The organism is Corynebacterium hesseae (genome assembly GCF_037850265.1).
GTDB classification, from domain to species: Bacteria; Actinomycetota; Actinomycetes; order Mycobacteriales; family Mycobacteriaceae; genus Corynebacterium; species Corynebacterium hesseae.
This window is the reverse complement of record NZ_CP137211.1, coordinates 42,719-62,974: the sequence shown is the minus strand read 5'-3', so window position 1 is coordinate 62,974 and position 20,256 is coordinate 42,719. Positions and strand designations below refer to the sequence as shown.

Annotated in this window: 23 protein-coding genes and 1 pseudogene; 13 read left to right on the top strand and 11 right to left on the bottom strand. The window is 60.8% G+C overall.

The genetic code is table 11. The features are described 5' to 3' along the window. Positions 1-121: 121 nt before the first annotated feature. Positions 122-871 (top strand): triacylglycerol lipase, encoded by a 750-nt coding sequence (locus R3O64_RS00330; RefSeq protein ID WP_339017090.1) that lies wholly within the window; start codon positions 122-124, stop codon positions 869-871. Here the strand turns inward: R3O64_RS00330 and R3O64_RS00325 are convergent. From R3O64_RS00325 to bioB, 3 genes are read right to left on the bottom strand one after another with little or no spacing between them, the layout of a single operon-like run. Next, positions 868-1,791 (bottom strand): Sir2 family NAD-dependent protein deacetylase, encoded by a 924-nt coding sequence (locus R3O64_RS00325; protein ID WP_339017089.1) that lies wholly within the window; start codon positions 1,789-1,791, stop codon positions 868-870. The genes R3O64_RS00330 and R3O64_RS00325 overlap by 4 nt on opposite strands. An 11-nt stretch (positions 1,792-1,802) precedes the next feature. Next, on the bottom strand, positions 1,803-2,057 hold the full coding sequence (locus R3O64_RS00320; protein WP_101736513.1) for a hypothetical protein: 255 nt from the start codon (positions 2,055-2,057) through the stop codon (positions 1,803-1,805). Further along, positions 2,057-3,037 (bottom strand): biotin synthase BioB, encoded by a 981-nt coding sequence (bioB, locus tag R3O64_RS00315; RefSeq protein WP_070745377.1) that lies wholly within the window; start codon positions 3,035-3,037, stop codon positions 2,057-2,059. Before bioB ends, R3O64_RS00320 begins: the two co-directional genes overlap by 1 nt. A 78-nt stretch (positions 3,038-3,115) precedes the next feature. Here bioB and R3O64_RS00310 point away from each other — a divergent pair, with 78 nt between their 5' ends. Together R3O64_RS00310 and R3O64_RS00305 are read left to right on the top strand one after the other, a co-directional pair. Continuing rightward, the gene (locus R3O64_RS00310; protein WP_339017088.1) at positions 3,116-4,438 is read left to right on the top strand and encodes a M20/M25/M40 family metallo-hydrolase; all 1,323 of its coding nucleotides are present in this window, start codon (positions 3,116-3,118) and stop codon (positions 4,436-4,438) included. Positions 4,439-4,473: 35 nt separating this feature from the next. After that, a complete protein-coding gene (locus tag R3O64_RS00305; protein WP_425248909.1) occupies positions 4,474-4,977 on the top strand; it encodes a hypothetical protein in 504 nt (167 codons plus the stop codon). Between the two features lie 4 nt (positions 4,978-4,981). On the opposite strand, the gene R3O64_RS00300 is transcribed toward R3O64_RS00305, so the two are convergent. Then, positions 4,982-5,272 carry a CHY zinc finger protein gene (locus tag R3O64_RS00300; protein ID WP_250223937.1) on the bottom strand — a complete coding sequence of 97 codons (291 nt, stop codon included), beginning with the start codon at positions 5,270-5,272 and terminating at the stop codon, positions 4,982-4,984. Further along, positions 5,269-5,991, bottom strand: a complete 723-nt coding sequence (locus R3O64_RS00295) for a hypothetical protein (RefSeq protein WP_339017087.1) — start codon at positions 5,989-5,991, stop codon at positions 5,269-5,271. Before R3O64_RS00295 ends, R3O64_RS00300 begins: the two co-directional genes overlap by 4 nt. 69 nt (positions 5,992-6,060) lie before the next feature. On the opposite strand from R3O64_RS00295, the gene R3O64_RS00290 reads away from it, so the two are divergent. After that, on the top strand, positions 6,061-6,693 hold the full coding sequence (locus R3O64_RS00290; RefSeq protein WP_339017086.1) for a VC0807 family protein: 633 nt from the start codon (positions 6,061-6,063) through the stop codon (positions 6,691-6,693). Here R3O64_RS00290 and R3O64_RS00285 read toward each other — a convergent pair. Further along, on the bottom strand, positions 6,690-7,517 hold the full coding sequence (locus tag R3O64_RS00285) for an alpha/beta fold hydrolase (RefSeq protein WP_144676035.1): 828 nt from the start codon (positions 7,515-7,517) through the stop codon (positions 6,690-6,692). The two genes, R3O64_RS00290 and R3O64_RS00285, sit on opposite strands and share 4 nt — an antisense overlap. A gap of 104 nt (positions 7,518-7,621) precedes the next feature. On the opposite strand from R3O64_RS00285, the gene R3O64_RS00280 reads away from it, so the two are divergent. Further along, positions 7,622-8,146, top strand: a complete 525-nt coding sequence (locus R3O64_RS00280; RefSeq protein ID WP_154762296.1) for a hypothetical protein — start codon at positions 7,622-7,624, stop codon at positions 8,144-8,146. 2 nt (positions 8,147-8,148) lie between these two features. Here R3O64_RS00280 and R3O64_RS00275 read toward each other — a convergent pair whose 3' ends face one another. Together R3O64_RS00275 and R3O64_RS00270 are read right to left on the bottom strand one after the other, a co-directional pair. Next, positions 8,149-8,562 (bottom strand): hypothetical protein, encoded by a 414-nt coding sequence (locus tag R3O64_RS00275; protein ID WP_154762295.1) that lies wholly within the window; start codon positions 8,560-8,562, stop codon positions 8,149-8,151. Between the two features lie 48 nt (positions 8,563-8,610). Further along, positions 8,611-9,327 carry an ASCH domain-containing protein gene (locus tag R3O64_RS00270; RefSeq protein ID WP_102234716.1) on the bottom strand — a complete coding sequence of 239 codons (717 nt, stop codon included), beginning with the start codon at positions 9,325-9,327 and terminating at the stop codon, positions 8,611-8,613. A gap of 207 nt (positions 9,328-9,534) precedes the next feature. Here R3O64_RS00270 and R3O64_RS00265 point away from each other — a divergent pair, with 207 nt between their 5' ends. After that, entirely contained in the window at positions 9,535-10,080 is a 546-nt protein-coding gene (locus R3O64_RS00265) for a hypothetical protein (protein WP_154762294.1), read from the top strand. A gap of 35 nt (positions 10,081-10,115) precedes the next feature. On the opposite strand, the gene R3O64_RS00260 is transcribed toward R3O64_RS00265, so the two are convergent. Next, positions 10,116-11,597, bottom strand: a complete 1,482-nt coding sequence (locus tag R3O64_RS00260) for a multicopper oxidase family protein (RefSeq protein WP_070520396.1) — start codon at positions 11,595-11,597, stop codon at positions 10,116-10,118. A gap of 71 nt (positions 11,598-11,668) precedes the next feature. Beyond that, positions 11,669-12,244 carry a CueP family metal-binding protein gene (locus R3O64_RS00255; protein ID WP_070520399.1) on the bottom strand — a complete coding sequence of 192 codons (576 nt, stop codon included), beginning with the start codon at positions 12,242-12,244 and terminating at the stop codon, positions 11,669-11,671. Between the two features lie 403 nt (positions 12,245-12,647). Between R3O64_RS00255 and R3O64_RS00250 the strand changes: the two genes are divergently transcribed. The 6 genes and pseudogenes from R3O64_RS00250 (at position 12,648) to R3O64_RS12855 (ending at position 18,359) form a co-directional block, all read left to right on the top strand. After that, positions 12,648-13,370 (top strand): response regulator transcription factor, encoded by a 723-nt coding sequence (locus tag R3O64_RS00250; RefSeq protein ID WP_118781224.1) that lies wholly within the window; start codon positions 12,648-12,650, stop codon positions 13,368-13,370. Continuing rightward, complete coding sequence (locus R3O64_RS00245; protein ID WP_070520402.1) at positions 13,367-14,494, top strand: sensor histidine kinase; 1,128 nt, start codon at positions 13,367-13,369, stop codon at positions 14,492-14,494. The genes R3O64_RS00250 and R3O64_RS00245 overlap by 4 nt, the downstream gene beginning before the upstream one ends. Positions 14,495-14,634: 140 nt before the next feature. Then, on the top strand, positions 14,635-14,961 hold the full coding sequence (locus tag R3O64_RS00240; RefSeq protein ID WP_154762292.1) for a heavy-metal-associated domain-containing protein: 327 nt from the start codon (positions 14,635-14,637) through the stop codon (positions 14,959-14,961). A 51-nt stretch (positions 14,962-15,012) separates the two neighbouring features. Then, positions 15,013-17,247 carry a copper-translocating P-type ATPase gene (locus tag R3O64_RS00235; protein WP_154762291.1) on the top strand — a complete coding sequence of 745 codons (2,235 nt, stop codon included), beginning with the start codon at positions 15,013-15,015 and terminating at the stop codon, positions 17,245-17,247. 93 nt (positions 17,248-17,340) lie between these two features. Beyond that, positions 17,341-18,053: pseudogene (locus R3O64_RS00230) on the top strand (IS6 family transposase). Between the two features lie 15 nt (positions 18,054-18,068). After that, entirely contained in the window at positions 18,069-18,359 is a 291-nt protein-coding gene (locus tag R3O64_RS12855; protein WP_425248908.1) for a 4-fold beta flower protein, read from the top strand. Positions 18,360-18,615: 256 nt separating this feature from the next. Here the strand turns inward: R3O64_RS12855 and R3O64_RS00225 are convergent, their stop codons facing one another. After that, positions 18,616-19,626: a helix-turn-helix transcriptional regulator gene (locus R3O64_RS00225; RefSeq protein WP_222119602.1), complete on the bottom strand. Its 1,011-nt coding sequence runs from the start codon at positions 19,624-19,626 to the stop codon at positions 18,616-18,618. Positions 19,627-19,699: 73 nt separating this feature from the next. Between R3O64_RS00225 and R3O64_RS00220 the strand changes: the two genes are divergently transcribed. Next, positions 19,700-20,065: a VOC family protein gene (locus tag R3O64_RS00220; protein WP_143335375.1), complete on the top strand. Its 366-nt coding sequence runs from the start codon at positions 19,700-19,702 to the stop codon at positions 20,063-20,065. Positions 20,066-20,256: the final 191 nt, after the last annotated feature.

Sequence of the window (20,256 nt, the reverse complement as noted above, 5' to 3'; positions counted from 1 at the left end):
GCTCTATCCCCATGACTAATCCGGTAACGCGTGCGGTGTGGAGCTCACCGCCCGGCCCGTATTAGGCAAGCCTTAGCTTAGTAAAAAAGTTGGAGGGGCGTCAAGGGTAAACTGCAATCCCATGACCACACTCCCCCTCGGTGCCCGCAGGCGGACGCGAGGCGTGTGCGAAGACGACTGGTCCGCGCGCCCCACCGCCGAACGACCCTGGCCGGTTATTTTGATCCACGGAACCTGCGACAGCAAAGGCGTCTGGCAAGTCCTCGCAGACATGCTCCGCGCCGCTGGCTGGGCCACCTTCGCCCCTGACTACGGGACCCGCGCCACCGCTCCCCTGCAGGAATCCGCCCGGCAGCTCGACGCCTACATCAACGCCGTCCTTGCCGTCACCGGCGCGGAAAAGGTGATCCTCGTGGGGCATTCACAAGGTGGGTTATTGGCTCGCTATTGGATGCGCATGCACGATAGCGCGGGGTTTGTACGGCACGTCGTCTGCATCAGTGCGCCCAACCACGGAACGACCCAGGGCGGAATTGCCAGCCCCCTCTTCCGTGGCGAGCGCCAGGAGGAGGTCGTGCGCACGCTTATCGACGGCTGGTTTGGCCCCGCCGGCATGCAGCAAGTAGTCGGCAGCGAGGTCGTGGAGGCAACGAACCGCGACAGTGAGGTCGAACCCGGTGTGAGCTATACGTGCATCGCCACGCGCTCCGATGCCGTCGTGGTTCCACCCAACACCTGCTTCCTCAACGGCCCTCAGGTGCGCAACATTTACATCCAGGACATCGAGCGCCGCGCGATAATCCGCCACGAAGACATGCCCTTGGACAAGCGGGTATGCCACGTGGTGCTCGAAGAACTGGAGCAGCTTTAGAGTTCTAGCTCATCCAGGATCGCGTCGAAAGCCGGGCCCACCTGGGTGCGCCACAGGGTGTCGACGCGATCGTCGGCGCGTCCCGGCCCTCCATTGATGGTGGCCACGCGCTTGCCTTGTTTCTTGGCCTCTAGGACGAACCGAAAGCCGCTCATGACCGCCAACGAAGAACCGGCAACGAGCACCGAGTCCGCCGCGTTGACCATCGCATAGGCGGCGTCCTTTTTGTAGGTAGGCACTGGCTCACCGAAATAGACTACGTCTGGCTTCAGGCGCTGCGAGCCGCACTGCACGCAGCCGGGCATGACGAATTCTTCCACTGCTTCCTCGCTGAGGGCGACGTCGCCGTCGGGGTTCACGTCCGCTTTGTTGACTGCCCAGCGTTGGAGGAATTCCGGGTTGGCTGTGGCCGCGCGGGCGTCGTAGTCCGCGCGTGCTTCTTCGTACCCGCAGCTCAAGCACACGACGTGCTGCATATCCCCATGCAGGGCGATGAGGTTGCGCTGCCCAGCTTCCTCGTGCAGGCCATCAACGTTCTGCGTGACAACGCCCGTGAGAAGCCCGGCGCGCTCGAGCTCGACCAAAGCGTAGTGCGTGCGGTTGGGGTGTGCGGCCTGCATGACCCGCCAGCCCACAAAGGCGCGGGCCCAGTAGCGGTGGGAGGCCTGCGGGTCGTGCAGGAACTCCTGGTAGGTCATGGGGCGGTGCCGGCTGAGGGAGCCGTTCGGGCCGCGGTAATCCGGCACGCCTGATTCCGTAGATACACCTGCTCCCGTGAGGACCATGACGTTGCCATGGCGCAGTTGCTCGGCGACGGCGTTCAACGCTTGTTGTGGAGGCGTCGGGGTCGCAATCTCGGTGACGACGCGGGAAATCGAGCGCAGCGCAGACTGATGGGCGTGGGCAACAGCGGGATCCATGGTGCCCCAGCTTACGGAAGTGCCTCCTCATAAAGGTGATCCGAGTCGAGCTCGCCGTGCCGCGAACAGCGCGCGTTCCAACCATCCGGGCGCACCTGCACCACCATGCGGCGCCCGCACAACTGGCAATAGCGCGGGACGTCCAGGCCGGCCGCGGCTGCCGGGTGCAAGGTGAATTCCTCGCTCAGTGGTTTCCCAGTGTTGGGGTGAAACAGCGGCTCCTCGCCGGCGAGTACGGCAGCGGCCAGCTCCGTCGAATTGTTCATCAGAGGGCCTTGATAGGCAGGTCGATGCGGCCGAGCATGTCGACGTCCTTCTCGATCTGCTTGCCCAGCGTGGTCAGGTAGTTGCCGGCGATGATGGCGTTGATGCCGCCGAGGAGGCCCTTTTCGGTGCCGTCGTCACCGAGGGAGAGCTCGCGGCCGCCTGCAAAACGGAGGGTCACGGATGGCATGGCCAGGCGGAATGCGGCCACGGCGCGCAGTGCCTCACCGAGCGGGACCAGCGGGTAGTCCGCGAATGGTGTGCCCGGGCGCGGGTCAAGGAAGTTCATCGGCACCTCGCAGGGCTCGATCTGGGCCAGCTGGTAGGCGAACTCGGCGCGGTCCTCAAGGGACTCGCCCATTCCGATGATGCCGCCGGAGCAGACTTCCATGCCGACTGCACGGACATTCTCGAGGGTCTCTTTGCGCTCCTCCCAGGTATGCGTGGTGACCACGTTGGGGAAGAAGGACTTGGAGGTCTCCAGGTTGTGGTTATAGCGCTGGGCGCCCATGTCCTTGAGGCGCTGGGCTTGCTCGCGGGTCAGGGTTCCGAGCGAGAGGGAGATCTCGATGTCCACTTCGTCGAGGATGGCCGGGATGGCTTCCGCAACCTGGGAGAGCAGGTTTTCATCCGGGGCTTTCACAGCTGCCACGATGCAGAACTCCGTGGCGCCGGTCTTGGCCGTCTTCTTGGCGGCCTCCACCAGCTCCGGGATGTTGAGGCGCGCGGCACGCACGGGGGACTCGAACAAACCAGACTGCGAGCAGAAGTGGCAATCCTCCGGGCAGCCGCCGGTCTTAATGGAGATGATGCCTTCCACGGACACGTCCGGACCACACCACTTGAGGCGGGTCTTGTGGGCGATGTCCGCGATCTCTTCCAGCTGCTCATCCGGGATCTGGAGAACCTGCAGGAGTTCTTCTTCGTTGAGGCCGATGCCCTGCTCCAGGGCCTTCTCGCGTGCGATGTCTACGATGCTCATGCCGGAAACCTTACTTGAACACCGTTCAAGTTGTGGTAAATCTGCCGGTTTTATGTAGTCCGGGCTACCCTTTAGGCCATGGATTCCACGCTCTACGACGACACCCTCGCACTGCTTCAGCAGCTCATTCGCAATGCCTGCATGAATGACCTCACTCCGGATTCCGGCCACGAGGTCCGCAATGCCGACACGTTGGAGCGGTTTTTCGCAGGCACCCCGGTGGAGATTCAACGCTATGAATCACACCCAGGCCGCGTCACCATCGTGGTGACCGTTCCGGGTGACCCGGACAAGGAGCCGCTCACGCTCATGGGCCACACCGACGTCGTGCCCGTCGACGAGCCCAAGTGGACCAAGCCACCTTTCGACGCCGTCATCGAGGATGGCAAGCTCTACGGCCGCGGCGCGGTGGACATGCTCTTTATTACGGCGACGATGGCGGCGGTGACTCGCGATGTGGCTCAGCGCGGCAACCCCGGCGGCACCCTGGCGTTTGTGGGTATGGCGGACGAGGAGGCCCGCGGCGGTTTGGGCTCCATCTGGATGGACAAGCACCACCCGGAGGCCTACTCGGTGCGCAACTGCCTCTCGGAGACCGGCGGCAGCCACCTGCCCGGCGCGCTCGGCTTCAACGTGGGTGAGAAAGGTGCTGGCCAGCGCCGTCTGCACGTGCATGGCGATGCCGGCCATGGCTCGACGCCGTTTGGGAAGGACTTTGCCATCGTCAAGATTGGTGAAGTTGCTCGCCGCATCGCCGTCGCCGAGCCACCAGTGGCCACGGATGAGGTGTGGCAGGGATTCGTCAAGACCTTCCGCTTCGACCCCGCAACGGAGGCAGCGCTTCTCGACGGCTCCGCTACCGCCGCCGACTACGAAAAGTTCGGTAATTTGTCTGCCTACGCCCACGCCTTCTCGCACACGACAATTGCCCAAACCGTCCTGCGCGCAGGTGGCGCCATCAACGTGCTGCCTTCCCACGCCTACCTGGAGATGGATATCCGCCCCTTCCCTGGCCAGACCCAGGAGGAGCTCGACGAGTTCCTGCGTGAGGCCCTCGGCGATATGGCCGAGGAGGTAGAGATCGAGCACCTTATTACGGAGGACGCCACACAGTCCTCGACTGATACTGAGCTGTGGCGCTGCATTGAAGAGACCGCCCACGAATTTTTTCCGGATAAGGAGGTGCTGCCGGTGCTGGCGACGGGTGGTTCCGACCTGCGCGTGGCTCGTCGCCGCGGCGGCAACGCCTATGGCTTCGCGCTGCATGCGGAGGATCGGGATATGGCCAGCGCAAACTCTCAGCTGCACAGCCACGATGAGCACCTCTACCTGGAAGACTTGGATTTGACTGTGAAGGCGTATTTTTCGCTGGTAAATCGTTTCTTAGGAAGCGAGCACTAACGCAAACGTGTAAAAGCTGTGGCACAATGTGGCGCATGAGAAATAAGCTTGTCCTCTGCTCCGTTGCTGCTGCCATCGGCCTGTCCGCCCCTACCGCCTCCGCCGACATGGTGGATGACTACCTGGCCAAGGTTCCGGCCGGCCAGATTTCCTGTGAGCAAGCCACCAAGTACTACACCAATCCGTCTGACTACAACAGCAAAAAGTCCCAGGCGCTGGCTGCTGCCAACTTCCACCCGCGTGGTCCCGAGATCCGCGACGCCGTCGCCCGCGCCGACGAGGCCATCGCTCGCTGCGGCCTGAACGGTGGCAATGCTGCCCCCGCGAACAATAATGGCAACAACCAGGGCGCACCGGCTCACAACAACCAGCCAGCCCCGGCAAACAACAATGGAAACGGTGGCAATAAGGCCCCGGCCAACAACGCTTTTCCGACCTTCCCGGTGACCATCGGCAACTTCACCTTCAACGTCCCGGACATTCTGGCGTACCTCAAGACCCTCGTCGAGGGCACCCCGCTGGCCCAGCTTTTGCCGTAGAAGACTACCGGAAATACGTCCCCGCGTGCAGCGCACAGCCTGTATTGAAGGCATGCCCACACGCGGGGCATTTATATGCTGAGTATTCGGCGTAGGTCATTGTTCGGCCGCAGGCCCCACACATGACGCACAGCTCGTCCTTCGGCATGGGTCCGAAGTCATGATCTGTTAGCTCCGCATGACAAAGCGAACACGCGAACCATCCGCCGCAGGTGTGGCACTTGTTCGCAATGACGTCGACAAGCGTGTGCCAGTGACGGCACCGGCCCTCCGCGTCGATGGCTCCCTGGATCATGGCCACGACTCTAACAGCCGCGCCATCGCCTGATAGGCCGGCGTGATGTCCATGCGCAGGCGGCTGACCAGTAATTCCGAGGGGAAATCGGCGGGGAGAAGCTCTGCGGGGAAGGGCGGGGTGCGGCGCAGCGCCGCGAAGGCGGCGGCGTGGCGGCGCGTGGTTTCGACGACGATGCCAACGTCATCGGTGGGCAGAGGGGGGACGTCGCCCAGCGCGCGAATGCGGGCAGCACTGTCCTCAAGGTCCCACGCGGTGGCAATAACGTCGCGGGCAGTGCCCTCATCCACGGACCAGGTGCCGATAAAGGTTTTCTGCGCCCACTCCCCCGGCGCGTGGGCGCCCACCAAGACTCCGGGCCGCAGCTGCCGGAAACCGCTGGCATGGGCGGCGCGCAAAAGCGCGTCCCTTTCCGTACGGCGATCCTCGCCGATATCGAAGATAACGGTGTGAAATGCCCCCTCCCAGTGAAGGCCGCGTGGCGAGCCTAGGTGACGAAACTCCGCGAGGTAGTCGCCCACCATGGAGTACACGGAATAACGCCCCGCTCGCCGCGAGGATAGATCACCCGCACGCACCATGCGGGACAGATAGGTGCGCGCGCCGGCCGACGACAAGCCCAGCCCAGTGAGGATCGGTGTCAGCACTGGCCCGGGGAGCTCCTCGCGGCGGGCCAGCCCACAGAGGTATCCAAAGGTTCCTGGTCCAACGTCAGCCATGCCCCAACCCTAAGGTTTTTATGTGTCACAAACAAACCGTTTCGTAGGTTTTGTGGCACACTATGTGGCATGAGTCTCAATCCGCGCCTGCTCAACTTCCTCATTCTCGGCGTCTTCGACGTTGGCCTGGCCATCCTCCTGTTTCAACTGGTTGATTCTGCAACCGGCAACCACGTCTACGCCTACGTAGCCGCTAGCATCGGCCCGCTGCTCGGCGGCATCATTCAACATGTGCGCCAAAAATCCTTTTCTGGGATTTCTGCACTGATCTTTGCCTTCAACGTTGCTGCAGCCTTGGCCACGCTGGTCGGTGGCACCGATGAACGCCTCCTGCTAGTTAAGAGCAGTGTTGTTACCGGCATTATTGGCTTGCTCTTCCTCGGCAGCCTTGCCCTGGGCAAGCCCCTTGCCTTTTACTTTGGCCAGCGTTTTGGCACCGACGGAACGCAGGAAGGCGTCGCCTACTGGAACGGGTTGTGGAAATACCCGACCTTCCGCGCTTCCCAGCGCTACATCACTATCGTGTGGGGCGTGGTGTTCCTACTCGAGGCCATCATCCGCGTCGTCGCCGCCTATTCCCTCCCCTTCACTACCGCCTACTGGCTGTCGAATGCAATGCCCTTCGCGGCTCTAGCTATTTGCTTAACGGCCACCTTCGTTATTGCTTCACGCACCCGCAAATCTGCACCGACCCCGGCCTAGCGCGTGAGCCCCCACAGAATCTGCTCGTGCACACGCGGGTCGTGGGGTAGATTTCCATGTTCGACTGGGGCCGATTCCACGTTGACCACGTCCGCGCCCGGAACAGCGCTGAGCTCAGAGGTCTGATTCGGTGTCACCGTATTGTCCGCCGGCGAGTAGATGGACGTGTAGGTGACACCAGGCGCGGTATCCGGAAGCTGGTTGAGATTCTCCATAAAATCCGAGCCCTCCAACTGCTCGATGCCAGCGCTGGTGCCGAGGAAATCAACCACAGCGGGCGCAATTTTTGCCGCCGTGTTGAGGGGCGTTGCTCTGTCACCCCACGTCGTCCCGTGAAAATTCGCACCGATGGTGACAACTCGGTTCACTTCTTCTGCTGAGCCATAGAGCTGCGTAAAGGTCTTGGTGTGCAGGCCGCCTTGGGAGAAGCCGACGAGGTTTACTTTATTTGCTCCGGTCACCTCACGGATGTGCTCGATGTGCCCGGCGATCTCGCGCCCTGAAGAATCTAGATCCGCAATACCCTTCATGTAGTCATAGGCGTTCTGGTACGTGATATCTTCAGCGCCATAGTCGAAGGCCCACACGCACATCCCCTGATCCTTGAGTTTCGGGATGAGGTCATTCCACTCGGCCGAATTTGCCGAAGTCCCATGCAATAAAACGACGGGTTCGGTGACGGAACCCGTGGGCTTACAGTCAGGATCGTTGATTCCGAGATCCTGCGCGGCGGAGGTCTCCATGGTCTGGGCATGAGCCGGAACGGGGGCGGCAGTGCCGAGGAGGATTGCAAGGAAAGCGCGCTGTAAAAAGCCGTTTTTCATGAGGCACTAGCTTATCCGCCGAGCCTGGCCAGCTACTGTGTGATTCCTGTGCGCAACTAAAGTACCCGTCACTACCATAGAGGTAGATAAACAAAGGACCTGAAATGAAGCGACTTCTCTGTATTACCTCTGCGCTCTTTGTGCTCGGCGGCTGTTCCTCTCTCGACGTTGAATCCACCCCTGCGAGTGAGACGTCGCCAAGCACAAGCACCAGCGTTACTGAAGACGCCCCACACCCCACCCTTCCCACTGCCGAGGAAAGCGCCGAAGATATCGGCGTGGATCAACCGCAAGAAGAAGTCATCGGCTTCACCGAGGCGCCCGGTGCGGCGCAACCTACTCCGATGGAGAAAACCATCGAGTCCTGCGGTGATGTCTCGCTACACGAAACCGGAACGACATTCTTCAGCGATGGAACCTCTGGCTGGACACAGCAGTGCGCCGACGAAATGATGGCTGCGAATCCCCCAGTGCAAGAAGCCGCCGCTATTTATGAAGCACCCGCCATTGAAGAGAACTACGTTCACCCCGGCGCGTATTGCAATGGCGGAAGCGGCGTATCAAAGAGAGGTGTCCCGATGACGTGCGCACCCGCTTCTGATGGCAGGATGCGCTGGCAAAGCGCGTAACCTCATTCCGGCAGTTGCGGGCCTTTACCCTTCTTCCACAACGCAAAGGCGATGACTCTGCGGATCAGTGCTGAAAGCCCTACGGGCAGGCAGCACAGGAGGGGCAAAGCAATGAGCATCTGGCCGATCCAGCCGAAGAGACCAAGCATCCCAATAACGACGAAAACGGCATCTAGGCGGAAATCTGTAATGTCCTTCCGCTGCATGGGCAGGGAAATAAGGTAGGCAATTCCCAGAAACACGAGTGCGGGAAGAACCACAAAGACCGCAAGGAAGCCACTTTCAGCATCAGTTCCTTGCGTATCGACGAAAAAGACGGCCACCAGCAGCCCAACAAACACGAACTCCACAAACGGTAACCGCAGCACTGGGAAATCTATAAGCCGCGGTGGCTGGGCGGAAGCGGGGCCGAACATACCGACAGTCTAGGCAAAACCCTTTCCCCGTCGTCTTTACCGAAGTAGTTAAGCCTTACGGAGCGTGAACTCTACGACGTCGACCTCATCATCCTCAGCTAATCCGGGATAGTGAGTATCGAGCGCTTCGTGGAGCTCAGCAAGAGAACCAAAGCCATCTCTTCGGGCTTGTTCCTCCGTCAAGGACCTCCGCTGGGTAGAGACGACAGAAGTGACTTCTGCGGGAATGGTGACAACCTCTCCGGATTCTTTCTCGAAGACAATCTGGGCGCTTCCTTCGTGGAAGGGGTCATCCACCCGAATGGTTTGTTGCTTTTCTCCGCTTCGAATTGATTCCTCGTAGCCTTCCCACATATAGATGCGTTGCTCTTTGTCCATGTCACGCCAGTTATATGCGAACGGTAAGAGCTCTTCCACGGTGAGTGCTTCAAGTCCATTGCTTCCGCGCACGATGCACCGGATAGACGGATCAGTATCAAATAGCACTTGGCGGCATTTTCCACAGGGCGAAAGCACCTGGCCAGTCGGACCGTGGACGGCGACTACCGCCCGGATGGGATCCTCGGGATGACTAGCAGCGTGGTTAGCTAAGGCAGAGATTTCACCACAGGGGCCACCGAGAAAATGGTATGCGTTCAAACCGAGCACGTGTTTGCCGGATTCAGTCAGGAGGGCTGCGGCTACGGTGTGATCTTCCTCGTCGTGGAAGCGCTGCGCATGGGTCGTGGCTACGGTCAGTAATTCTCGGAGTTCATTAGTAATCATCCTTCAAAGGTAGCTGTTACTGCCACAACTCCTAAGCCCAAGGGATCACAAATCTGTCACTGTCATTCACGGTAAATAAGGGCGAAAAACTTCGAATTTCTGACCGCTATAATTCCCCGAAGATATCAATAACCCCGGCGATTTACTCCTACTTTCGTAGTGCAGGGATCGTTCCGGGGTTTTCAAAGCGCACATTATCATATCCATATGGATAATCCAAGCCCAGCCCAAGTACAGCTGTCCCAGTGGTTTTCATCTGCGCGAATGAGCAGGTACGCCGATCATCCATCACCAGAAACGCTCTACCTTTGGAATACTCACCTCACGAAGACCTATCTCGCAGACATCGAACACCTCGAAGTACTCCTCCGAAATAGCATTCACAATGCCCTAACCGGAAGGTATGGCGAGCGATGGTTTGACGACGATCGAATACCTTTCAACGATGCAGCAAAGAAGAATATCCGCAAAGCAAAGAACCGGGCCGGGAAAAAGGATGCACCACTGGGAAAAATCATCGCTGAACTCAGCTTCGACTTTTGGCGCTTCCTCCTAAGCAGTCACTATCAGGCGAGCGTCTGGCCTCAGGTTAAGAAGGCGTTGAAGAAAACCCCTGGCAGCAGACAGCAGTTTGAAGATCTTGACTCCGTTGATAACGCCATCCAAATGGTGGCAAGCTTTATTGATCCTCATGCCGAAGCATGGATCAAGGACAATTCCCGAGTCCCCGATATACGGGCACAACGACCTTAGCTGTATACCGCAGGACAAAGCGGAAAAGAGCCGGGTTACTCGTAGCGAAGCGAGCTGAACATCCCGGTTTCCATGTGATAGGCGTTATGGCAGTGAAATGCCCACTCACCGGGGTTGTCAGAGATCAGGTCGGCGATCATGGTTTCACCGTGGCGGAGAAGGACGGTGTCCTTGCGTAGCCCGCCGCTGCCGGGCAGCGCCCACGTGTGACCGTGGATGTGCATGGGGTGGGGCATCATGGTCCTGTTGCGCATGACCATCCGCAGGCGCTGGCCCGCCTGCACGATCGCGGAGGAGGATTGGCCGTCGGTGAGAATGCTCCATTCATACGGCATCATCTGCCCGCCCAGGTCGATGCTGACTTCTCGGTCTGGTGTGTCCTCGGGCAGGAGTGCACGGTCTGCTGGCTTCAGGGAGGACAGAAGCAGTCCGGTGGACGACAACTCGGGGAAGTCGACATCGGGGTGAGGGGCCTGGCCGCCGGCGGTGCGGATGACGGCGAAGGCGCGGTCGTCTTTACCCACCGCCAAAGCCGTGAGCGGGAAGATGCCGTCGCCGAGGATGACCTCGACGTCGACACGCTCGCCCATCGACAGGTAGATCGATTCGGTCTCCCGGGGCTGGACGGGGAAGCCGTCGGTGTGGGTGACGGTCATGCGGTGACCACCGAGGGCCACCTTGAAGATGGTGTCACCGCCGGAGTTGATAAACCGCAGGCGGGCCTTGTCACCCGGGCGAGCCTCGAAGGTCCGGTGAGCACGGGGGATACGTCCGTTGATGAGGTAGTGCGGATACATCACATCGCCGGCATCCCCGCCCAGTACCCGGTCCGGGGTGCCGTGCATCATATGGCCGTGGCCTCCCATCCCCTTCTTCCCGTTATGGTCGCCCGAGCCCATTCCGGTGAGCTTGTCGAGCTCATCGTCGGGAGTGCCCTGAATGCCATCGACCCAGTCGTCGAGCACGATGGTCCACTCGACGTCCTGGTCCTCAGCGTCTTGCGGGTCACGGACGATCAGTGGGGCGTGGAGGCCGCGATCAAGCTGCAGGCCGGAGTGGGAATGGTAGAAGTAGGTGCCACCGTGGGGGACTTCAAAAACATAGGAGAAAGACTCGCCAGGTTCAATGGGGTCCTGGGTCATGCCGGGCACACCGTCGGCTGCGTTGTGGAGTGCGATGCCATGCCAGTGGATGGAGGTGCTCTCAGGCAGTTCATTGGTGATATCGACCTGGAGGACGTCGCCGACGGTGGCCTCAATGGCCGTATCCCCGGTGTCAGAGACGTATCCCCACGTCTTGGCTTCGATACCGCCGATATCCAGAGAGAGGGGCCGGGCGGTCAGTGTCCGGCGCACCGTCGGCTCGCCGAGCGCAGTGGGGGTGGGAGTGGGGCGAAGAGAGGAACCTGGTGCCGAAGCAGCGGGTCCAGGGTCGCTGGTGCAGGCGGCCACGGCCCCGGTGCCGGCGAGGACGAGCCCGCCGAGCAGAAACTGTCGTCGGGGAAACGCGTTCATCATGATTTAACCTTCCTTGGTGCTAGATTTCAGTGACACGGGAGACAGGTGCAGGTGAGGACCCTGCTGAGCCATCACGTCAGGCGCAGGTCTGTGACGCAGGTGGCACCGTCGTCGGCGGTGGAAAACTCCGTGGTGCCGGTACGCCCCTGGTAGCTGACCTCAATCAGGCCGGTGGCATCATCGGGAAGCCAGAAGCCAATAAACCCGTTGTCGAAGGTGGTTGTCGCCTCGTCCACCAGCACCTCACCGGTCGCCTCATCGGTGATCGTGACCTGGATATCCTCATTGTCGAGTTCCCCCAGGCAGGTCGTGAGGCTGTGGTAGAAGCAGTCGTGGGTGGAGGTGAGATAGGGTGCGATCGAGACATACGTCTGATTGTCGGGAAGATCGACCACGACTTCCTGGTCATCGCTCGAGAGCAGCAGTTCATCGGCACGCACTGAGGCGATCAGATCCGTGGGACGCTCCGTGACCTTCTGCCGGTCGAGGTGATCAATGATCTCCACCGCGTCCATGCCGGCCAGGCCATGGGTAGTCAGGAATGTATCCTGGGACACCGTCCCGTCGGCGGTGGGTTCCGGGTCGGCGGCCGAACACCCCGTGAGGGCGAGGGCAAGGGCGGCGGCTGCGATCGCTGCTCGTTTCACGTCAATCTCCTTGGATCGTGGTAAGACCGTGAGAAGACACCGCCTCAAGGTCGATGCCATACCTTTATCTAGCACGGGTGCCTGACGGACTAGAAATCAAAACCCCTGCTCACAGCCTTATAACAGGGCGAAAAGGGGGCGAATTCGGTGGGCTGGGTCACCACCGGGACACCACCCCACAGCCGTGGGCGATGTCCTTCTACCCGCCCCGGGTATGCGGTGCAGGCAGTGAAATCCCTGGTGGCGCCTGCTGAACCGACCAGGGGAGGCGATGCCGCCGGCCCGGGGTGGGGCGCAGGGGTGACGGCGGTCGAAGGGTGATGTTTGAAGATTTGATGAAGATTTCCCCGTTGGGCACTGAGCGAGGGTGATATTCCCCCTGGCCGGAGCGATACTGGGGTCCATGGCTAACCGCACACCGACCACCGCCACGCCCCCGGGGCGGGTGCTGGTCGTCGATGATGAACAACCCCTGGCTCAGATGGTGGCCTCCTACCTCATCCGGGCCGGCTTCGATACCCGCCAGGCGCACACCGGCACTCAGGCCGTGGACGAGACCCGTCGCTTTTCCCCCGATGTTGTGGTGCTGGATCTGGGGCTGCCCGAACTCGACGGCCTGGAGGTGTGCCGACGGATCCGCACCTTCTCGGACTGCTACATCCTCATGCTCACCGCGCGTGGCAGCGAGGACGACAAGATCAGCGGTTTGACCCTGGGGGCGGATGACTACATCACCAAACCTTTTAGCATCCGGGAACTGGTGACCCGAGTGCATGCGGTGCTACGCCGCCCGCGCACCAGCACCACCCCACCGCAGGTGACCACCCCCTTGATCGTTGGTGACCTCATCCTTGACCCCATCGCCCATCAGGTGCGGGTAGGGGAGACGACCGTGGAGCTCACCCGGACGGAGTTCGAGCTGCTGGTTGCCCTGGCCCTGCGCCCCGGCCAGGTGCTGACCCGCCACGACCTGGTCACCGAGGTCTGGGACACCACCTGGGTCGGTGATGAACGCATCGTCGATGTCCACATCGGCAACTTGCGTCGCAAGCTCGGCACCGACACCCGGGGCCGGGGGTTTATCGACACCGTGCGTGGCGTGGGCTACCGGGTGGGGCAACCATGAATCACGGACCCGGCCTGACCTTCCGCTTCCTGGCCGCCCAGGTGTTGGTCGTGGTGATTAGCCTACTGGTGGCCGCGGCCGTGGCCACGATGGTGGGTCCGACCCTGTTCCATGATCATATGTTGATGACCGGCCAGGAGGACCCCTCGCTGGAGCTGTTCCATGCCGAGCAGGCCTACCGGGGCGCCAACCTGATCACCCTGGCCGTCGCCCTGCCCACCGCCTTGATCAGCGCCCTGCTGGCCAGCCTGTGGTTATCGCGTCGTCTGCGCACCCCCCTGCAGGATCTCACCCGCGCCGCTACCAGCCTGACGGCCGGCAACTCCCGTATCCGCGTGCCCGCCGGAAAAGCAGGCCCCGAGGTCACCACCCTGGCGCATGCCTTCAACACCATGGCCGACCGGCTGGAACACACCGAACAGGTCCGCCGCCAGATGCTCTCTGATCTGGCCCACGAAATGGGCACCCCCTTATCGGTGCTCACAGTCTACCTCGATGGTCTCCAGGACGGGGTCGTGGACTGGAATAATGCCACCCACACGATCATGGCTGACCAACTCACCCGCCTGACCCGGTTGATGGAAGACATTGACGATGTCTCCCGGGCCCAGGAACACCGGATCGATTTGGACCTGGCGGAGGAAGGGCTCGGGGATCTGCTCCATACCGCCGCTGCTGCCGCGGGGGAAGCTTATGCTGACAAAGGCGTCGATTTACAGGTCGAGACCATTACGGACACCGCCCGGGTGCTCGTGGACCGGCAACGCTTCGGCCAGGTGATGAGCAATCTCCTGTCGAACGCGCTACGGCACACCCCGGCCGGCGGGCAGGTCCGGATCAGCGTCCACCGACAGGGGGCGTCCACCGCGCTCATCCACGTCGCCGATGACGGCGAGGGCATCCCACCTGACCAGCTCGGACACATCTTCGAACGCTTCTACCGGGGGGATGCCGCCCGCACCCGGGACAACGGCGGGGCCGGTATCGGTCTGACCATCTCCAAGGCATTGATCGAGGCCCACGGTGGCACTCTCACCGCCACCTCCCCCGGCCCCGGTCGCGGAGCGGTCTTTGCCCTCCGCCTCCCGCTGTCCCCTCCCGACAGTGAGGAGGCTGCTCGGTGACCACACCCTGCCCCGCGTGAGGGCCGCGACCTCGACCCATTGAAACTATACCCCCCTGGGGTATGCTGAAAATATACCCCCGGGGGGTATATGCTAGAGAGCGGCATCGCCGCACCCCACCGAACCGAAGGAGCTTTCCCATGATCACCTCCCCGCCCCGCCTCTTGCCGATGGCCTCCCACGGCTGCAGCTGTTGCGGACCTGCCTCACGTGCCGACACAACCTCCATCCCTGCCGCCAGCGACTCGTCAGCAGGAGGGTCCTCCCCTAGCTACCAGGTCACCGGCCTGACCTGCGGGCACTGCGCGAAAAGCGTGACCCAGGCCCTTCAGGCCCTCCCCCAGGTCGACGACGTCCAGATTGATCTCGCTGCTGGTGGTGTTTCCACCGTCACGGTCACCGGTGTCGTACCTCCGGAGATGGTTCGCCGGGCCATCGAGGAGGCCGGCTACACCGTCTTATCCTGATCAGTTTTACTCATCATCTCGACCCCGACCGGGTTGAGCGAAAGGAACGTCATGAGCACTCCCCACCATTCGGGTGATCACCATGGTGATCACCCCGCTCCGGAAACAGACCACACCCACCACCCGGATCATGCCAGCCACGAACACCACGCAGATGCCGACACCCACGGCCAGGCGATGCCCCACGATCACCCGCACTCCGCCCTGGACGAAGACCACCACGTTCATAGTCACGGCGAACACGCCGGACACAGCACCGCAATGTTTCGGGACCGCTTCTGGTGGTCGCTGATTCTGTCCATTCCCGTCGCTATTTTCAGTCCCATGGTCGCCCACCTGCTCGGCTACCACCTCCCGGCATTCCCCGGATCCACCTGGATCCCCCCGGTGCTGGGCACGATCATCTTCGGCTACGGCGGAACGCCTTTCCTCAAGGGCGGATGGAAAGAACTGAAATCCCGCCAACCCGGGATGATGCTCCTGATCGCCATGGCCATCACCGTGGCGTTTGTCGCCTCCTGGGTCACCACTCTGGGGCTGGGCGGTTTTGACCTGGACTTCTGGTGGGAGCTGGCCCTGCTGGTGACCATCATGCTGCTGGGCCACTGGCTGGAGATGCGCGCTCTCGGGTCCGCGTCCTCCGCGCTTGACGCGTTGGCTGCCCTGCTGCCGGATGAGGCCGAGAAAGTCATCGACGGGACCACCCGCACCGTGGCCATCTCCGAGCTGGTCGTCGACGACGTCGTGCTGGTGAGGGCCGGTGCCCGGGTGCCGGCCGACGGAACCATCCTCGACGGAGCCGCCGAATTCGATGAGGCGATGATCACCGGCGAATCCCGTCCCGTCTTCCGCGACACCGGTGACAAGGTGGTCGCCGGTACTGTGGCCACCGACAACACCGTCCGCATCCGGGTGGAGGCTACCGGCGGGGACACCGCCCTGGCCGGGATCCAACGCATGGTTGCCGACGCCCAGGAGTCCTCCTCCCGGGCCCAGGCCCTGGCGGATCGGGCGGCGGCGTTATTGTTCTGGTTCGCGCTGATCTCCGCTCTGATCACCGCGGTGGTGTGGACCATCATCGGCAGCCCGGACGATGTCGTGGTGCGCACGGTCACGGTGCTGGTCATCGCCTGCCCGCATGCCCTGGGCCTGGCGATTCCGCTGGTCATTGCGATCTCCAGCGAGCGGGCCGCGAAATCCGGGGTGCTCATCAAGGACCGGATGGCGCTCGAGCGGATGCGCACCATCGACGTGGTGCTCTTCGACAAAACCGGCACCCTGACCGAGGGTGCGCACGCGGTCACCGGTATCGCGGCAGCTGTCGGCGTCACCGAGGGCGAGCTGCTGGCCCTAGCCGCCGCCGCGGAGGCCGACAGCGAGCACCCCGTGGCCCGCGCCATCGTGGCGGCCGCGGCCGCCCATCCCGAGGCCTCCGGTCGGCAAATCCGTGCAACTGGTTTCAACGCCGCCTCCGGCCGGGGGGTCCGGGCCACTGTCGATGGCGCTGAGATCCTCGTGGGCGGGCCGAACATGCTGCGCGAGTTCAACCTCACCACCCCGGCCGAGCTCACCGACACCACCAGCGCCTGGACCGGGCGTGGGGCCGGTGTGCTCCATATTGTCCGCGATGGTCAGATCATCGGTGCGGTAGCCGTCGAGGACAAGATCCGCCCCGAATCCCGCGCCGCCGTGAAAGCCCTGCAGGACCGCGGGGTGAAGGTCGCGATGATCACCGGCGACGCCCAGCAGGTGGCCCACGCCGTCGGTCAGGACCTAGGCATTGATGAGGTCTTCGCCGAGGTCCTGCCCCAGGACAAAGACACCAAGGTCACGCAGCTGCAGGACCGGGGTTTGAGCGTGGCCATGGTCGGTGACGGTGTCAATGACGCCCCCGCTCTGACCCGCGCGGAAGTCGGTATCGCCATCGGTGCCGGCACGGATGTGGCCATGGAATCTGCCGGGGTGGTCCTAGCCAGTGATGACCCGCGGGCAGTGCTGTCGATGATTGAGCTGTCCCAGGCCAGCTATCGCAAGATGATCCAGAACCTGATCTGGGCCTCTGGCTACAACATCCTCGCCGTGCCGTTGGCCGCCGGAGCGCTCGCCTCGATCGGGTTCGTGCTGTCCCCGGCCGTGGGCGCGATCTTGATGTCTGCCTCGACCATCGTGGTGGCCCTGAACGCCCAGCTGTTGCGCCGCACTGATCTGGATCCGGCTCACCTGGCTCCGACCGAGCCGAAGGAGGAACACACCACGCCTACTCCGGCATCCACCGCCGTCCACTGATCCACCACTTCTCTCCACTGCCCCCATACGACCCTGAAAGGTGCTGTTGCAAAGTTGGGGCAGTAGGAAGAGCGACGTGAAATAATCACAGCCATGGGTATCTTCTCCGGTCGTCATTTCCCCTCGTGACATCATTTTGTGGGCAGTGCGGTGGTACTGCCGCTACGGGGTGAGCTACCGCGATCTGGAGGAAATGATGACTTCAGCGGGGCGTGCCGGTCGATCACACCACGATCTACCGCTGGGTCCAAAAATACGCCCCTGAGCTGGACAAGCAAACACGGTGGTACCGGCAGGTACCTGACTGGCAGGCCAGTTCCTGGCGGGTGGATGAGACCTATATCCGGGTCGGCGGCAGGTGGTGCTATCTCTATCGGGCGATCACCGCCGGTAGTCAGACCCTGGACTTTTACCTCTCTCCGAAGCGGAACGTGGCCGCAGCGAAGCGTTTCCTGGCCAAGGCCCTCAGATCCAATGCGTCAGCCGGGTATCCCAGAGTGATCAACACCGATAAAGCACCCTCACTAGCCAGGGCAATCGCCGAGTTGAAGTCAGAGGGAATCTGCCCGCCAACAGTGGAACACCGGCAGGTGAAATACCTCAACAACATCCTGGAAGGCGACCATGGTCGGCTGAAGCGGATCCTCGGGCCGAAAGGCGCGTTTAAGAACCGGACATCTGCATATCGGACGTTGAAAGGGATGGAGGCGATGCACTCATTGCGGAAAGGGCAAGGCACGATGTTTGCCTACGGGCAACCGAACCCGGACGCGGTGATCGTCAACCGAGTCTTCCAGAATATCTAAGCAGGCTGGACCATAATGCTGGCCAGGCGACGAAGAAAGGAGTGTTCGCGGTTCTCCACCCAACTTTGCAACAGCACCACCTTAGGACGCTTTTTCAACGGGTACTTCTGGGACTTGAATGGTGGTGCTGCCGCCGCGCTTAAGCATGCACGTAGCGGCCCTCAGAAACCCGTCCTTTCGGTTCCTCCTATTCCCCCAATCCCATCCATCCCTCCTGTACCCCCTATTGAACCAGTGCAGCCCGTATGGCCGATCCCTTTATTGGGATGGTCCTCTACCAAATGGGAAGAATTTATACGGGCATAGTTGGCACTTCACCGAATCATCGAAATTAGCCTCTGTTAAGCTCAGCCGGAGCTTCACCAGTCCTAAGAGGCCCTCGCACATGAAGACAATCTGAACCTCCGAAACCTTTACTCCACCACCCCGCGAGTGAAGCGAAAGCCATCGTTACTTACTTTTCTCCAATCATTAGATTCACGAGAGCTCCTAGATTATTAGCGCACCTCTTGCCATTTCAGCAGAGCTGTTACGACGGCATCCCGATGCCCATCATTGGTCTCTACGCTTCAGGATTTGTGGTCCCACTATGTCGTTTCGCAAGTTTGTTAGCTAGGTCAGCGGTAATTCGCACCGCTTCTGGGGGATCGGTGACCCAGATGTGGTCCCCAAACTGAAGCAATTGCCTTACCCCCTGAATATCTGCATATCCCACCACGATACGGACAAAGTTTTCGTCCACGGGTTCATGATGGATAAGTCGTGATCCCAAAATGCGAGATGCCATATCAAGCCGATTCGCTCGAAGAAGTGCGGTGATTCGAACAGGCATGTCTTCTTCCAATTGCTCAACGAGCTGCGCCCACACCCTTGCCAAACTTTGCCCTGAACGAAGCTGAGCAGCTTGACCTAAAACTCGAAAGGTTTTTAAACGCGAGACTGCCAACATCCTCGGTTCCCCATCGATATCGACGACTAAGTACCAATTTCTACCCTTGTGTACAAGCCCATAAGGATCAGCCACAGCACGTTGCTGTTTCTTGTCCCCACTTCGGCGATACAAGACCTCAATTCGAGCTTCTTTCCGTACAGCTTCTAGTAACTCTTCTAAGTCGCTTTGGGTTTCATTGCTAAACCAGCCACTGGAATCAAGTAGAACCTTCTCTTCCAAATTATGAGTATCGGACGCTTTCGAGAATGAGACTGCGTTCATTTTCTTCTGCAGCAGGGCGATGTCCTGGCCAAACCCCAAGTGTGCGAGTGAATCTGCCCCAACACCAAGAATCCTCATCAGCTGAATCTCAGTCGGATCCAATCGAGAAGCGTTCAACCGAGAACGCCTATCGAGCACAATCCCACCATGCATACCTTGCTCCGTATAAACAGGTATTCCTGCGGCCGAGAGTGCATCAACGTCACGCAGTATTGTGCGCTGGGAAACCTCAAAATGCGAAGCCAGCTCGGCAGCCGTAGCACGGCCTCGGGTTTGCAATAGCAAGAGCATAGACAACAGGCGCGCCGATCTCATGCCGCAATTATCGCTGGAACCACAATATTTTTCGGAATATGACACTCCTTGTCAGGTTTGTGTGCTCCAATGCACTGCGTCCACGTAAACAACACCACTCACCGAGAGGAGAATGGCAATGCCAACCCCCAATCTATTCCTGACCTATGTCTCCGATACAGAGATCTCGACTGCCTTCTACAGCGATTTATTCGACATGCAGCCATCGTTCATCAGCCCTCGATATGTAGCATTCGAAATTTCAAAGGATGTCCTGTTTGCTGTGTGGACCGGCCATAACACCCACATGGAGAAACAAACTCCGCGAACGAGCGAAATAGGCTTGATGCTGGATGGACCGGCAAGCCGCCTCGATGAGACATACCGTGTATGGAAATCAAAAGGAGTCCAAATTGTGCAGCCACCCTACGATGATGTCTTCGGCCGCACCTTCGTTGTTGCCGACCCTGATGGAAACCTTATCCGCGTCAGCCCAGTCGATTAACTCCTAAATCGGGACTCAACCGCTAGGAAATCCTCCAGCACCCGGGAAGCACCTCAGTTGGAGGATTCCAAGTGCCCCCTAAGTCGGCGCTAAAGCCAAGGATGGCTTAGGCAGACGAGCTTTCCCATACAAGGAACCCCTAAAACTGCTTGGCCTATGGGTCCCAGCTGAGATATATCGAACATAACGCC